Origin of the sequence: Nocardia aurea (genome assembly GCF_003123685.1) — a bacterium.
GTDB lineage: Bacteria > Actinomycetota > Actinomycetes > Mycobacteriales > Mycobacteriaceae > Nocardia > Nocardia aurea.
This window is the reverse complement of the sequence record NZ_QCYJ01000020.1, coordinates 359,533-372,698: the sequence shown is the minus strand read 5'-3', so window position 1 is coordinate 372,698 and position 13,166 is coordinate 359,533. Positions and strand designations below refer to the sequence as shown.

11 protein-coding genes are annotated in these 13,166 nt (G+C 69.4%); 6 read left to right on the top strand and 5 right to left on the bottom strand.

The features are described 5' to 3' along the window. Positions 1 to 132: 132 nt before the first annotated feature. The 6 genes from DAT37_RS06940 (at position 133) to DAT37_RS06915 (ending at position 8,635) form a co-directional block, all read left to right on the top strand. Complete coding sequence (locus DAT37_RS06940) at positions 133 to 3,234, top strand: translation initiation factor IF-2 N-terminal domain-containing protein (RefSeq protein ID WP_232839553.1); 3,102 nt, start codon at positions 133 to 135, stop codon at positions 3,232 to 3,234. A gap of 423 nt (positions 3,235 to 3,657) precedes the next feature. After that, complete coding sequence (gene rplU / locus DAT37_RS06935; protein ID WP_109523841.1) at positions 3,658 to 3,969, top strand: 50S ribosomal protein L21; 312 nt, start codon at positions 3,658 to 3,660, stop codon at positions 3,967 to 3,969. Positions 3,970 to 3,990: 21 nt separating this feature from the next. Beyond that, positions 3,991 to 4,257 (top strand): 50S ribosomal protein L27, encoded by a 267-nt coding sequence (gene rpmA / locus DAT37_RS06930; protein WP_109523840.1) that lies wholly within the window; start codon positions 3,991 to 3,993, stop codon positions 4,255 to 4,257. Positions 4,258 to 4,421: 164 nt separating this feature from the next. Continuing rightward, positions 4,422 to 5,876, top strand: coding sequence for a GTPase ObgE (gene obgE, locus DAT37_RS06925; RefSeq protein WP_109523987.1), 1,455 nt, complete (start codon positions 4,422 to 4,424; stop codon positions 5,874 to 5,876). An 88-nt stretch (positions 5,877 to 5,964) separates the two neighbouring features. Next, a complete protein-coding gene (proB, locus tag DAT37_RS06920) occupies positions 5,965 to 7,110 on the top strand; it encodes a glutamate 5-kinase (RefSeq protein ID WP_109523839.1) in 1,146 nt (381 codons plus the stop codon). Positions 7,111 to 7,294: 184 nt separating this feature from the next. Then, a complete protein-coding gene (locus DAT37_RS06915) occupies positions 7,295 to 8,635 on the top strand; it encodes a PLP-dependent cysteine synthase family protein (protein WP_232839552.1) in 1,341 nt (446 codons plus the stop codon). A gap of 229 nt (positions 8,636 to 8,864) precedes the next feature. On the opposite strand, the gene DAT37_RS06910 is transcribed toward DAT37_RS06915, so the two are convergent. The 5 genes from DAT37_RS06910 to DAT37_RS06890 form a co-directional block, all read right to left on the bottom strand. After that, positions 8,865 to 9,740 carry an LLM class F420-dependent oxidoreductase gene (locus DAT37_RS06910; RefSeq protein WP_109523838.1) on the bottom strand — a complete coding sequence of 292 codons (876 nt, stop codon included), beginning with the start codon at positions 9,738 to 9,740 and terminating at the stop codon, positions 8,865 to 8,867. A 190-nt stretch (positions 9,741 to 9,930) separates the two neighbouring features. Then, positions 9,931 to 10,167 carry a hypothetical protein gene (locus tag DAT37_RS06905; protein WP_232839551.1) on the bottom strand — a complete coding sequence of 79 codons (237 nt, stop codon included), beginning with the start codon at positions 10,165 to 10,167 and terminating at the stop codon, positions 9,931 to 9,933. Between the two features lie 188 nt (positions 10,168 to 10,355). Next, positions 10,356 to 11,801, bottom strand: a complete 1,446-nt coding sequence (locus tag DAT37_RS06900) for a hypothetical protein (RefSeq protein ID WP_109523837.1) — start codon at positions 11,799 to 11,801, stop codon at positions 10,356 to 10,358. 31 nt (positions 11,802 to 11,832) lie between these two features. Beyond that, positions 11,833 to 12,207: a hypothetical protein gene (locus DAT37_RS06895; protein WP_109523836.1), complete on the bottom strand. Its 375-nt coding sequence runs from the start codon at positions 12,205 to 12,207 to the stop codon at positions 11,833 to 11,835. An 86-nt stretch (positions 12,208 to 12,293) separates the two neighbouring features. Further along, on the bottom strand, positions 12,294 to 13,004 hold the full coding sequence (locus DAT37_RS06890; RefSeq protein ID WP_109523835.1) for an ESX secretion-associated protein EspG: 711 nt from the start codon (positions 13,002 to 13,004) through the stop codon (positions 12,294 to 12,296). Positions 13,005 to 13,166 lie beyond the last annotated feature (162 nt).

Genomic DNA, 13,166 nt, shown 5'->3' with positions numbered 1-13,166 from the left:
GTGTTGACCGGGTACGCGGGGCGAGACCATACGACCTTGCGCCGCCGGCGCGAGGTGAACGGACAGCGCCCCCGCGTCGGCCGCGTCACTCCGTACCGGGAGGGACGCGCCCGGGGGCCTCGAGGAGACTTCGTGGCCGATCAAGAGCCGCTGGAAACAACATCACAGGATGCCGATCAATTGCCGGAGCGAATCCGAGTTCACGCGCTTGCCAAGCGGCTGGGAGTGACGAGCAAACGAATCCTGGCCAAGCTCGCCGAGTTGGGTGCCGACGCGCGTAGCGCGCAGTCGAACGTGGATCGAGCCGTCGCGGAGTCGGTGCGCGACAGTCTCGAGTCCCCGGAGACCGAGGCGCCCGCTCCCGAGACGGCTGAGGAGACCGAGACACGCCAGGCGGCAGCCGCCACCGCGCGTGGCCTCATGTTCTCCCGACCCGATCCGGTGCACGCCGGGCAGGCCTCCGATACCGAGGCTGATCAGACACCGGCGCATCAACCGTCGGTGCAGCTGTTCACCCATGCCGTCACCGAGGAGCCGCACGTCACCGCGCCTCCGGTCTTCGAATCCGCGTCGGTGGCAGCGCCGCTGTTCCTACCGCCGGATGCCACGGCGGTCGAGCAGGTGCGCAAGCAGCGCCGTGCCGAGCGGGAGGTCCGTCGGACCGACGAGCCTCCCGTCGTCGAAGCCGAGGACGAGGCGGACACCACCGAGGACGACGGTGACAACGCCGATCAGTCCGGTGACGCCGACGGTCAGCCGCGCCGCAGGCGTCGTGGCCGTCGTGGCCGCGGCCGCGGTCGGGGCGAACAGCATTCCGACGCCGACGGTGACGACGAGGACAACGCCGACACCGATTCCGAGGACGACGCGTCGGCCGCCGAGCACACCGACGCCGTCACCGAACAGGGTTCCGACGACGCCGACACCGACGACGACGAGAACGCCCCCGAGGGTTCGAGCCGGCGCCGTCGTCGCAGGCGCCGCCGCAAGGTCGGTGGCGAGGGCGCGGAGAGCGAACCGGTCTCCGAGGACGATCCCCCCAACACCGTCGTGCACGAGCGCGAACCGAGGAACAAGAGCCGTGGCCGCGCCGCCGCGGCGGCGGCTTCCTCCGACGAGGTACAGGGCATCACCGGGTCCACCCGGCTCGAGGCCAAGCGTCAGCGTCGGCGTGACGGTCGCGAGGCCGGTCGCCGTCGCCCGCCGATCCTGACCGAATCGGAATTCCTCGCTCGCCGCGAAGCGGTCGACCGGGTGATGGTGGTGCGCGAGAAGGCGTTCCCCGACCACCCGACCGCCACGCAGGTCGCCGTGCTCGAGGACAACATCCTGGTCGAGCATTTCGTCACCAGCACCGGGTCCGCCTCGATGGCGGGCAATGTCTATCTCGGCAAGGTGCAGAACGTGCTGCCGAGCATGGAAGCGGCGTTCGTCGACATCGGCCGCGGCCGCAACGGCGTCCTCTACGCCGGTGAGGTCAACTGGGAGGCCGCCGGGCTCGGCGGTAAGGAACGCAAGATCGAGCAGGCGCTTCGGCCCGGCGATCAGGTGCTCGTCCAGGTCTCCAAGGACCCGGTCGGCCACAAGGGCGCGCGCCTTACCACCCAGATCAGCCTCGCCGGACGTTTCCTGGTCTACGTGCCGGGCGGCACGTCCACCGGTATCAGCCGCAAACTGCCCGACACCGAGCGCAAACGTCTCAAGGAGATCCTGCGCGATATCGTGCCCTCCGACGCGGGCGTGATCATCAGGACCGCCTCCGAGGGCGTCGCCGAGGCCGAACTGGCCCGCGACGTCGAGCGGTTGCAGGCCACCTGGCGCACCATCGAGGAGCAGGCGGCCAAGGAGAACGGCGCGCCCAAGACCCTGTACGAGGAGCCCGATCTCCTGGTCAAGGTCATCCGGGATCTGTTCAACGAGGATTTCTCCAGGCTGGTCATCGAGGGTGATCGCGCCTGGAGCACGGTCGAGAAGTACATCGGCACCGTCGCGCCGGATCTGCTCGCGCGGGTGTCGCGCCACGACGGCGGCAACCTCGACGTCTTCGAGACCTACCGCATCGATGAGCAGTTGGCCAAGGGGCTCGATCGCAAGGTGTGGCTGCCCTCGGGCGGCACGCTGGTGATCGACCGCACCGAGGCGATGACGGTCATCGACGTCAACACCGGCAAATTCACCGGTTCCGGCGGCAGCAATCTGGAGGAGACGGTCACCAGGAACAACCTGGAGGCGGCCGAGGAGATCGTGCGCCAGATGCGGCTGCGCGATATCGGCGGCATGATCGTCGTCGACTTCATCGACATGGTGCTCGAATCCAACCGGGATCTCGTGCTGCGCCGTCTCACCGAGGCGCTCGGCCGTGACCGCACCAGGCACCAGGTCTCCGAAGTGACCTCGCTCGGCCTGGTCCAGATGACCAGAAAGAAACTGGGCACCGGACTGGTCGAAGCCTTCTCGACGACCTGCGAGCACTGCCACGGGCGCGGCATCCTCGTGCACACCTATCCGGTGGAGCCGTCGACGGCCGAGGACAACGCGGGTCGTAAGGAAACGGGTTCCCGTAGGCGTCGGGGTCGGGACAAGAGCGCTCCGGCGCCCGCAACCCCCGCCGATACCACCGCCGAACCGGTCGAGGAGGACGCCGCCGTCAAGCGGGCGCATCCGGTCGCCCTGGCGATGGCGGCCCATCACGGTGAGGACGAGGACGACGAGTCGGCCGAATTCGCCGAGTCGTCGACCGGCGGCGTCGAGTCCGCGGCCTCTAGGGCCGAGGTGGCCGAAACCGTCGAGTCCCCGGCCGAGGTCGTCGAAGCGGTCGACGCGGCCGCCGAGGTCGCCGAGGTCGAGCAGCCCGAGGTGATCGCCGTGGTGGAAACCGCGGCCCAGACCGAGGCCGCGGAAGTGGCAGAGGTGGCGGCGAACGCGTTGCGCGACGGCGCGGACGCGGTCGTGATCGAACAGCCGGAACCGGTCGAGGCGGCGCGGGCCACCGCTCCCGCCGAGACCAACGGTTCGCACGAACCGGCGGCGCGTCCCGCGCGTCGCAGGCGGGTCGCGCGGTCCGCCGCGGCGCCCGCCGCCGACAGCAGTGGCGCGGTGTTCGTGGTGTCGGGCAACGACCAGCCCGCCGCTCCCGTCATCGATTTCGCCGAGGACGTTCCCGAGGAAGTGGTGGCGCGTAAACCGCGTCGCCGGGCCGTCGGACGTCCGGCGGGGCCTCCCGTCGACGCGTGAGCACCGGCGTTACGGCCGACCGCCGATCGGCGGCCGACCGTAACGCGCGGGACGGTGGGTGACGATTTCCGGTCTCTCCGTGGCTGTTTGCCATGTAGTGGCGGATCTCACGAATTAACCCGTCTCGCAGGGCGCGGCGCTCGCCGGATCTCCGGTGAACGCCGAGCCGACCGTGGTCCCTTCGGATTTCGCGGGGTTCTCGAGGGTCTGCGGGGTTCGCCCCGCGGTCGCTCTACGGTTGCCAGAGGCCGAATTGGTTGTAGGACATGGGTCTGGTAGCCTTGGACGGTCGCTGCCTGGCGATGGGCATTACGTGGTGGAGTTCCGTCACGCCCCCTGTGCAGCAACCAGCCAAGACACGGTCACGTCGCCTCCTGCGACGTGACTAAGCACGAGTGAACATCGAGTGGAGGAAGCCGACCGATGGCAACGTACGCAATCGTCAAGACCGGCGGAAAGCAGTACAAGGTCGCGGTCGGTGACCTGGTGAAGGTCGAGAAGATCGAGGGGGCTCCCGGTTCGTCCGTGGCGCTGTCCCCGGTTCTCCTCGTCGACGGCGCCGAGCTGACCACGGATGCGGCCGCGCTGGCCAAGGTCTCCGTGGCGGCCGAGGTCGTCGAGCAGACCAAGGGCCCGAAGATCCGCATCCACAAGTTCAAGAACAAGACCGGCTACCACAAGCGCCAGGGTCACCGTCAGCCGCTGACGGTCATCAAGGTCACCGGCATCAAGTAAGACTTCCGAGGAGAAACAGCTATGGCACACAAGAAGGGCGCGTCCAGCTCGCGGAACGGTCGCGATTCCAACGCCCAGCGACTCGGCGTCAAGCGCTTCGGCGGTCAAGCCGTCAACGCGGGCGAGATCCTGGTTCGCCAGCGCGGCACCCACTTCCACCCCGGCGTCAACGTCGGCCGTGGCGGTGACGACACCCTGTTCGCCCTCGCGGCGGGCGCGGTCCAGTTCGGCACCAAGCGTGGGCGCAAGACCGTCAACATCGTCGTACCGGAGCCGGTTCAGGCCTGACCGCCTAAACCACTTCGACAGCGTAGAGCGGGTCAGGGTCGCAGAACCCTGGCCCGCTTTCGCGTTTCCACCGCGGTATGCGGTGGACATCGCACCAGACCATCGAGTATTCGATCGACCCTGCCTCGCGCAGCACCGAGCCAAGAAGGAGGATGATTCGGCGTATGTCCAAATTCATCGACCGCGTCGTGCTTCACGTGCGCGCGGGTAAGGGCGGCCACGGCTGCGCGTCGGTGCTCAGGGAGAAGTTCAAGCCGCTGGGCGGGCCCAACGGTGGTAACGGTGGTAACGGCGGGGATGTGATCCTCGAGGTCGACCCGAACGTGCACACGCTGCTCGACTTCCACTTCCATCCGCACGCCAAAGCGGGTAACGGCAAACCGGGCGAGGGCAGCAACCGCGACGGTAAACAGGGCGAACCCCTGCTGCTGAAGGTGCCGGACGGCACCGTCGTCGTGGACAAGGACGGCACGATCGTCGCCGACCTGGTCGGTGTGGGCAACCAGTACATCGCCGCGCGTGGGGGTCGAGGCGGCCTCGGCAATGCCTCGCTGGCCTCGAAGGCGCGCAAGGCGCCCGGCTTCGCGCTGCTCGGCGAGGACGGCGACGAACGCGAACTCGTCCTCGAACTGAAGTCGGTCGCCGACGTCGGTCTCGTCGGTTTCCCTTCCGCGGGTAAATCCTCGCTGGTCTCGGTGCTGTCGGCCGCCAAACCGAAGATCGCGGACTACCCCTTCACCACCCTCGTCCCCAATCTCGGCGTCGTGGCCAGCGGTGACACCACCTTCACCGTCGCCGACGTACCCGGACTGATTCCCGGTGCCAGCGAAGGCCGCGGTCTCGGGCTCGACTTCCTGCGCCACCTGGAGCGTTGCGCGGTACTCGCCCACGTCGTCGATTGCGCGACGCTGGAACCGGGCCGGGATCCGGTCTCCGACGTCGACGCGCTGGAAGCCGAACTCGCGGCCTACAAACCCGCGCTGAGCGCCGACGCCGACCTGGGTGATCTGGCCGATCGTCCGCGCGTGGTCATCCTCAACAAGGCCGATGTGCCCGACGCGGCGGAGCTGGCCGAAATGGTCACCCCGGAATTCACCGCGCGCGGCTGGCCGGTGTTCGTGATCTCGGCCGTGAGCCGGGCGGGGCTGCGGCCACTGACCTTCGCACTCGCCGAGATGGTGCTGCGATATCGCGAAGACCATCCGAAGGCGGCGCCCAAACGGCCGATCATCCGTCCGATCGCGGTGGACGAGACCGGTTTCAGCGTCATCGCCGATCCGCAGGAGCCCGGCGGTTTCATCGTGCGCGGCACCCGGCCCGAGCGCTGGGTGCGACAGACCCAGTTCGACAACGCCGAGGCCGTCGGCTTCCTGGCCGACCGGCTGGCACGGCTCGGTGTCGAGGACGAACTGGTCAAGCAGGGCGCTGTCCCCGGCGCTCCGGTCACCATCGGCCACGTCACCTTCGAGTGGGAGCCGCAGATTTCCGCGGGTATCGATATGGTGCCCACCGGTCGCGGTACCGATATCCGTCTGGAACAGTCCGACCGCATCGGCGCGGCCGAGCGCAAACACGCGTCGCGGGTGCGTCGCGGTCTGGTGAAAGAGGACGAGGAGTAGCCGTGCCTGCCGCGGTGTTCCGGTGGGCCACGGGTCTGCCGGAGTCCGGCGCGACGGTGAATTCTCTCGGGGTGCAGGGAGTTCGAAGGTGACACAGGTTAATTCGGAATCCGGCGTCGGTGCGGCGCGCGAGGCGATAGCGACCGCGCGCAGTGTCGTGGTGAAGATCGGGTCGTCGGCGTTGACCAGCATGAAGAGCGGGCTCGACACCGAGCGGCTGGATCGGCTCGCCGACGCCGTGGAGGCGCGCATGCGCGCCGGATCCGACGTGGTCGTCGTGTCGTCGGGCGCGATCGGCGCGGGCCTCGCGCCGCTCGGATTGTCCACTCGGCCCAGGGATCTGGCGACCAAGCAGGCGGCGGCCAGCGTCGGACAGTTGGCCCTCGCGCACGCGTGGGGCACCTCGTTCGCCCGCTACGGCCGCACCGTCGGACAGGTGCTGTTGAGCGCCGACGACTTCTCCCGTCGCGAGCACCACCGCAATGCCCAGCGCACCCTGGACCGCTTGCGCTCGCTCGGCGCGGTCGCCGTGGTGAACGAGAACGACACGGTCGCCACCGAGGAGATCCGTTTCGGCGACAACGACCGGTTGGCGGCCCTGGTGGCGCACCTGGTCGGAGCCGATGCCCTGATCCTGCTCTCCGATGTCGACGGACTCTACGACGGCGATCCGCGCAAGGGCGCGGCCACCTTCATCCCCGAGGTGCGTAGCAGCGCCGACCTGGACGGCGTGATCGCCGGGAGCGGTGGCGCGCTCGGCACCGGCGGGATGGCGTCCAAACTGTCCGCCGCCCGCCTCGCCGCCGACGCCGGAGTCCCCGTGCTGCTCGCCGCGGCCGCCGACGCGGCCACCGCCCTTGCCTCCGGGTCGGTCGGCACGGCCTTCGCCGCCCGCCCGGTTCGCCTGTCCGCCAGGAAGTTCTGGGTCAGGCACGCCGCCGACAGTCGCGGCGCGGTACTCATCGACGAGGGCGCGGTTCTGGCCGTCGCCCATCGTCGCCATTCGCTGCTCGCGGCGGGCATCGTCGGCGTGCGCGGGCGGTTCCACGGCGGTGACGTGGTCGACCTGGTATCGCCCGACGATCGTGTCGTCGCCCGCGGTGTCATCGAATACGACAGCACCGAACTGTCCGGCATCTTCGGCCGCTCCAGCGCCGAACTCCCGGAAACCATGCGTCGACCGGTGATTCACGCCGACGACCTGGTCAGCGTGGAGGAGAGCGCGCGCCGGTAGCGCCCTCGCGCCCGACGGCCCCCGGTTCGAATCGGATCGCGCTGACCGCAACGCTGTCGCGCGCGTCGCGCGCGCGAGAAGGTGGACTCACCGTGGCGCCCCGGCCGGAATCACTTCCGGCGAGGGCCTGGACGAAGGCAGGGTCGCGGGCCGCGACTGCCCGGTGACACAGGAAGGCTGCCGCATGACCGCCACCCAACCGCGCGCCGCCGGGGTCTTCGACTCCATCGCGGGCGTGATCGGCAATACCCCGCTGGTTCGTCTGAACCGAGTGACCGAGGGGATCGCCGCCGCCGTCTACGTGAAGCTGGAATATCTCAATCCCGGTGGCAGCGTGAAGGATCGGGCCGCGCTGTCGATGCTGGAGGCGGCCGAGGCGTCGGGGGAACTCCGGGCGGGCGGCACCGTCGTCGAAGCGACATCGGGCAATACCGGGATCGGGCTGGCCGCGGTCGCCGTCGCCAGGGGCTATCGGACGATCGTGGTGGTGCCTGACAAGTCCAGCGGTGAGAAGATCGCGCTGCTGCGCGCGTACGGCGCCGAGGTGATCGTGACGGCGGGTGGGCGCCCGGTCGGTCATCCGGAGCATCTGCGCAGTGTCGCGCTGCGGCTGGCCGCGGAGATTCCCGGCGCGTGGTTCGCCGGACAGTACGACAATCCGGCCAATCCCGGTGCGCACTACGCGACGACCGGTCCCGAGATCTGGGCGCAGACCGGCGGACGTGTGACGCACTATGTGGCCGGGATCGGCACGGGCGGCACCGTCACCGGGGCGGGGGAGTTCCTGAAGGAAGTCTCCGGGGGTGCGGTGCGGGTCATCGGCGCGGACCCCGAGTCGTCGGTCTACGGCGGCGGCGACGGCCGGGCCTGGTATGTCGAATCCGTCGGTCACTACCTGCATCCGGAGACCGAGGAAGACCTGTGGCCGACCTCGTATCACCCGGAGGTCGTCGACCGGATCGAGCGGGTCCCCGATCTCGAGGCGTTGACCCTGCTGCACCGGCTGGCGCGCACGGAAGGTCTGTTGCTCGGCGGTTCCTCCGGCACGTCGATCGCCGCCGCGCTCCGGGTCGCGCGCACGCTCGGTCCCGACGACGTGGTCGTGGTGATCGCACCGGATTCCGGGCGGTCGTATCTGTCGAAGTATTTCGACGACGACTGGCTCGGCCGACTGGGATTCCCTGTGATCACACCGGTTTCCGGCCCCACGGTCGCCGAGGTGATCGGCGCGCCCGATTCCGGCGGCGACATCGCGGAGTTCGCCGGTGACCCGCCGCCGGTCGTGCCTTCCGACGCGTCCGTCGCCCAGGCGAGGGCATTGCTCGGCGCACGGCCCGCCGCTACCGGTGACGTTGGCGCGCGAATTACCCGGCCCGACCGTGGTCGCCGAAATCCTGGGCTCCGTCACCGGTGCGCGGCTCGCCGACGCATCAGACGACGATCCGATCACGGACTACCTGGACCCGCCGCTGCCGGTGATCGGCACGACCGATTCCGTCGAGCGCGCGGTCGCGCGCATCGGTGACCACTCGGGCTCCGTGCTGGTCGCGCACATCGGACTTGCGGTCGCCCTCGTCGACGCGGCGCGAATCAACACGGCTGCAACGGGATCGGCCTAGTCGGGCCGCTCGCCGCGCTGCACGGCGCTGTCGGGTCCATGCCACCTCGAGCGCCACGGCGGGCAGCACGCCGCACGCCGACCCGCTGCGTCCCGACGGTGAAGGCATCAAGCACTCCGGGTCGGCGAACGTCGTTCAGCCGAGTTCGGCCAATTGGGTCACCGCGGGGGCCATGTCGTCGATCCACGCGGCGGGCGCGCCGGTGGTGGGGGTGACGATGGCGCTGTGGATACCGAGTTTCGCGTAATCGGCCATGGCGCGGACGAATTCGTCCCGGGTCTCGGGGGTGGGACGGGGGTTGTTGGCGAGGATGGTCTTGCGGATGGTCTCGTAGTCGCGGCCGACATCGTCGCAGTGACGGCGCAGGACGTCGAGCTTGTGCTCGACTTCGGCGGGGGAGGAGCCGAACAGGTTGCAGGCGTCACCGTATCGCGCGACCAGGCGCAGGGTCTTGCGTTCCCCGCTGCCGCCGATGAGCACCGTCGGACGGTGTAACGGCTGTGGCGCGCAGAGGGTTTCGGCCAGTTGGTAATGCGTGCCCTCGAACGGTCCGTTGTTCTGCGGATCCCACATCTGCGCGCAGATGCGCAGCGCCTCCTCCAGTCGTTCGAATCGTTCGGAGATCGGCGGATACGGCACGCCGAGCCCGAGGTGTTCGCGTTCGAACCACGCCGCGCCGATGCCGAGGGCGGCCCGCCCGCCGGAGAGCACGTCGAGGGTGGTGACGGTTTTCGCGAGCAATCCGGGATGCCGGTAGGTGACCCCGGTGACGAGCAGTCCGAGTTCGATGGTCGAGGTGTGCGCGGCCAGGAAGCCCAGGGTGGTGTAGCCCTCCAGCATGTTGGCCTCGGCCGGGAGCCCGGTCGGCTCGATCTGGAAGAAATGGTCCATGAACGACAGCCAGGTCGCTCCCGCCGCTTCCGCCGCGACACCGACCCTGGCCAGTTCGCCCGCGATGGCGGCGGTGCCGCCGTCGATATCGAAGATGGGGACGTGAATGCCGAGTTCCATCGGATGATCTCCTTCGCTGTCGACAACTCCGCTGCCTACGCTATGACCTGGAGTGCACTCCAAGTCAAGGCCCGGGCCGCGAGAGCCGCCGACGGCGAATTCGATCGGACCGGTTCGGCGACGGCAGCGGTGATGACTGCGGCGACTTCTGCCGAGCGGGTCTGCATCACCAGGTGCGGCGCATCGATCTTCACGACCGATCGCAGCGCGCGCTTGTATCCGAACCACTCGACCCTTCGGGATCGAGGGTGCGGTCGGCGCTCGGGACGATGCCCCGGCCCGGTGTGGTCTTCCATGCCGCCGTGGTGGCGGGCTCACTGAACGCGATCGCCGACAGCGGCCGCTGCGATACCGCCGGTACGCGGGCCTTCTCCGGGGCGAGTCCGGCCGCGAACACCTCGGGGAAGGAGTCGATGGCGACGGACACGTCGGTGCCCGGCTCAGCGCCCGCGACCGGCTACGGCGCGTACACGAGACGGGCAGCCGGAACGGCCTCGGGAAAACCGCCCTGGAGTCTCGCGGTTTTCGAACGATCCACTCCGGTCGTTCCGGCACACCACGGCAACGTCTGAGTGATATCGCCGACGTGGCGAGCCGGGTGTTGCCGGGCGGCGACTACCTTCCGGGTTCGGTGGGCATGACGCCCGGTTGATTGCTGGTGGACTCGGCGGGCGGCGTCTGCCCGTGATTCTCCGGAATCGGTCCGGTGACTCCCGGTTGCCCACCGGGGTCGGGCAGGGGCGTGGAACCGTCGGGTGCGGGTGCGGGTGCGGGTGCGGGTGCGGGTGCGGGTGCGGGTTGCGGCGGCGCTTCCTGTGCGGGGGGTGGAGCGGGGGCCTCCTGTGTGGGTGGAGGCGCTTGCTGTGTCGGCGGCGCGGGTGGTGGTGGAGGCGGCTCCTGCTGGGTAGGTGCGGGCGCCTCTTGTGTCGGCGGAGCGACGGGTGGTTCTGGTGTGGGCTGCGGTGGTGGCGCTTCCTGCGTGGGTGGTGTGACGGGTGGTTCTTGCGTGGGTGGCGCTTCCTGCGTCGGCGGTGCGACGGGCGGGTCCTGTGTCGGCGGGGCGACAGTTGGACCCTGTGACGGAGGCGCTTCCTGCGTGGGCGGCACGACCGGTGGTTCCTGCGTGGGTGACGGTGCCGAGGGGGCTTCCTGCGTCGGCGACGGCGTTTCCTGTGTAGGCGGAGCGACCGGCGGAGTCTCCGGGGCAGGCGCTTGCGTCGTCGTCGGCGGAACGTCGGTCGTGGGTGGTGCTTCCGACGTCGGTGGAACCTCCGAGGTCGGGGGCGCACCCGTCGGCGGTGTCGTCGGCTCCGGACCGGGCGCGGTCTCCGTACCCGGATCGGGCGTCGGAGTGGTTTCCGGCGATCGGGACTCCGGCCCGGACTCCGGAGCGGGATCCCCCGGCGTCGCGGGCCCCTCCCCGCCCGGAACCTTCTGCGGTGGAACATCATCGGGGTCGACCGGCACTTGCGGCGGATCTGCCCGATACTGCGGCGTGCCCGGCGATTGCGCCTGCTCGCCCGGTAACAACGGCGCGGCGGGCAGTGCGGGCACACCGGTCCCCGCGGTGCTGTAGGCGGGTTTGTAGATCATGTTCATCGCCATGACGGCTTCTTGCCGCAAGGCCTCCTGGGCGGCCTGCGCGTCGATGACGTGCGCGGCTTCCAGCAGGCGGGCGATGGCGCCGATCGGCCCGCTGCCGCCGGGCGGAACCACGGCGAGTTTCACGGCTTCGGCCGCCGCCGCGACCGCGCCGAGCCTGGCGCCGACCTGGCCCATGACGGCGGTCAGCTCGTCGACCGACGCGGCGAAACTGCGGGTGCTCGCGTAGGCGGCCTCGGCGGCAGCGCCTTCCCACGCCATCGCGTTCATCACCCGGTCGGCGCTGCCGCGGGTGAGTGGGAAGGAGGTGGCGAGCGTGCCCGCCGCCTCCAGCCAGGTGCCCGAGGCGCGCAGGATCGCGGCGGCGTCGATCTCGCGGGTCGCGGCGTATATCTGCTCGTGCGGCATGGACTCGAAATGTTCCATCGAGTTGATGTAGGTGGGGTCGTTCCCGCTCATGACCGGGCCTCCCGTGTCTTCGCCCGCGCGTTCACCGCGACACCTGTGCGCCGACGGCCCGCAGGGCGGCGGCGTTCGCGGCGTCGGCCTCCTCGTAGAGCCCCGCGCTGATCAGGAAGGCCTCTTTCATGCGGTAGGCGGCCTCGATGTAGTGGTCGAGCAGTGCCGCCGCGTCGCGGGCCTTGTTCCCGAATCCGGCCTGTAGCTCCCGGGCCGAGACGAAGCCGCCGAAGCCGGTGGTGTCGGCGACCGATTCCAGGCGCTGCCGCAGTTGGATCAGCCGGTCGGCCTGATGTTCGTACATCTCGGCGCAGCGGCGCGCGGCGTCCGGATCGAAGGCGACCGTGCCCGCTTGCGCGTTCTGTTTGAACCGTGCGATATCGGCACGGCTTGTCTCGATCGTCATGCGCACACCCCCGGGGATCGGTCGGTCCGACCCAGACTAACCGGAAGGCGTACGCGCGGTCAGCAATAGCGCCGCTCCGGTGGTGGTCAGCGTGCTTGTGCGGGAATGCGTTTCTGCAATTGCGCGCCGATCTGCTCGCTCGAGGCGGGCACGACGTGCACCATATCGCCCGCTTTGATCAGATAGCGTCCGTCGCCGGCCACATCGATCCAGGTGTAGTGGATCGGCGGTGCAGGGTCGGTGTGGTCGAGCCGGGCCTCGATGCGGATATGTCCCTCTGCGGTATGGGGTTTCAGCAGTAACCGGCGGATGGGCGTGACGGCGGGCCTGGGCGCGACGGCCTCGCTGTCGCGTACCGCCGCGGTCTCGGCGGTGCGTGCGGGCTGCCTGCCCGCGGGCGCCTTGGGCAGCAGGGTCGCGATGCGCGCGCCGAGTTTGTTGCTGTGCCCGATCGATATGCGCACGGTGCCACCGAAATCCGGCCGGGAGCCCGGCTCCTGGACGGCGAGCACCGCGCGGTCGAACACGGCGCAGGCGAGCAGGCGGATCTCACTGCCCGGTGTGTGCGCGCCGCCGATGGCGACGATCCGGGTCTGCGGGGCAGTGAGGATGCGCAAGCACGCGGTGAGATCGGGATCTCCGCCGCGGGGTAGTCGTTCGGCGAGCCGGATGCGCAACTTCTCGGCCGCGTCTTCGGTGCGCGGTGACTCTAGAATGCGAAGTGGGTACGGATGTCGATCCAACTCGGTTTCGCGCCAGACATGGGCGAACTCGTCCGGAGTGAACGTCCAACCCACGTCAGATCACATCCTCACCGTGCCCACCGAGACGGCACGAGCATATCGGGTCTCGCGGGGTGCTCGGTGAAAGTTGTGAACGCGCTGCGGGGATCGGGGCTAACGCCACGGTCGAATTTCGGATATATCCAACGACCCCCGGTTCCCGTTCGGACCGGAACG

Bases quoted from the DNA above. Each gene is read 5' to 3' on its own strand.
- rplU (WP_109523841.1), top strand. From the start codon at position 3,658: ATGGCAACGTACGCAATCGTCAAGACCGGCGGAAAGCAGTACAAGGTC.
- rpmA (WP_109523840.1), top strand. From the start codon at position 3,991: ATGGCACACAAGAAGGGCGCGTCCAGCTCGCGGAACGGTCGCGATTCC.
- obgE (WP_109523987.1), top strand. From the start codon at position 4,422: ATGTCCAAATTCATCGACCGCGTCGTGCTTCACGTGCGCGCGGGTAAG.
- DAT37_RS06915 (WP_232839552.1), top strand. From the start codon at position 7,295: ATGACCGCCACCCAACCGCGCGCCGCCGGGGTCTTCGACTCCATCGCG.
- DAT37_RS06910 (WP_109523838.1), bottom strand. From the start codon at position 9,740: ATGGAACTCGGCATTCACGTCCCCATCTTCGATATCGACGGCGGCACC.
- DAT37_RS06900 (WP_109523837.1), bottom strand. From the start codon at position 11,801: ATGAGCGGGAACGACCCCACCTACATCAACTCGATGGAACATTTCGAG.
- DAT37_RS06895 (WP_109523836.1), bottom strand. From the start codon at position 12,207: ATGACGATCGAGACAAGCCGTGCCGATATCGCACGGTTCAAACAGAAC.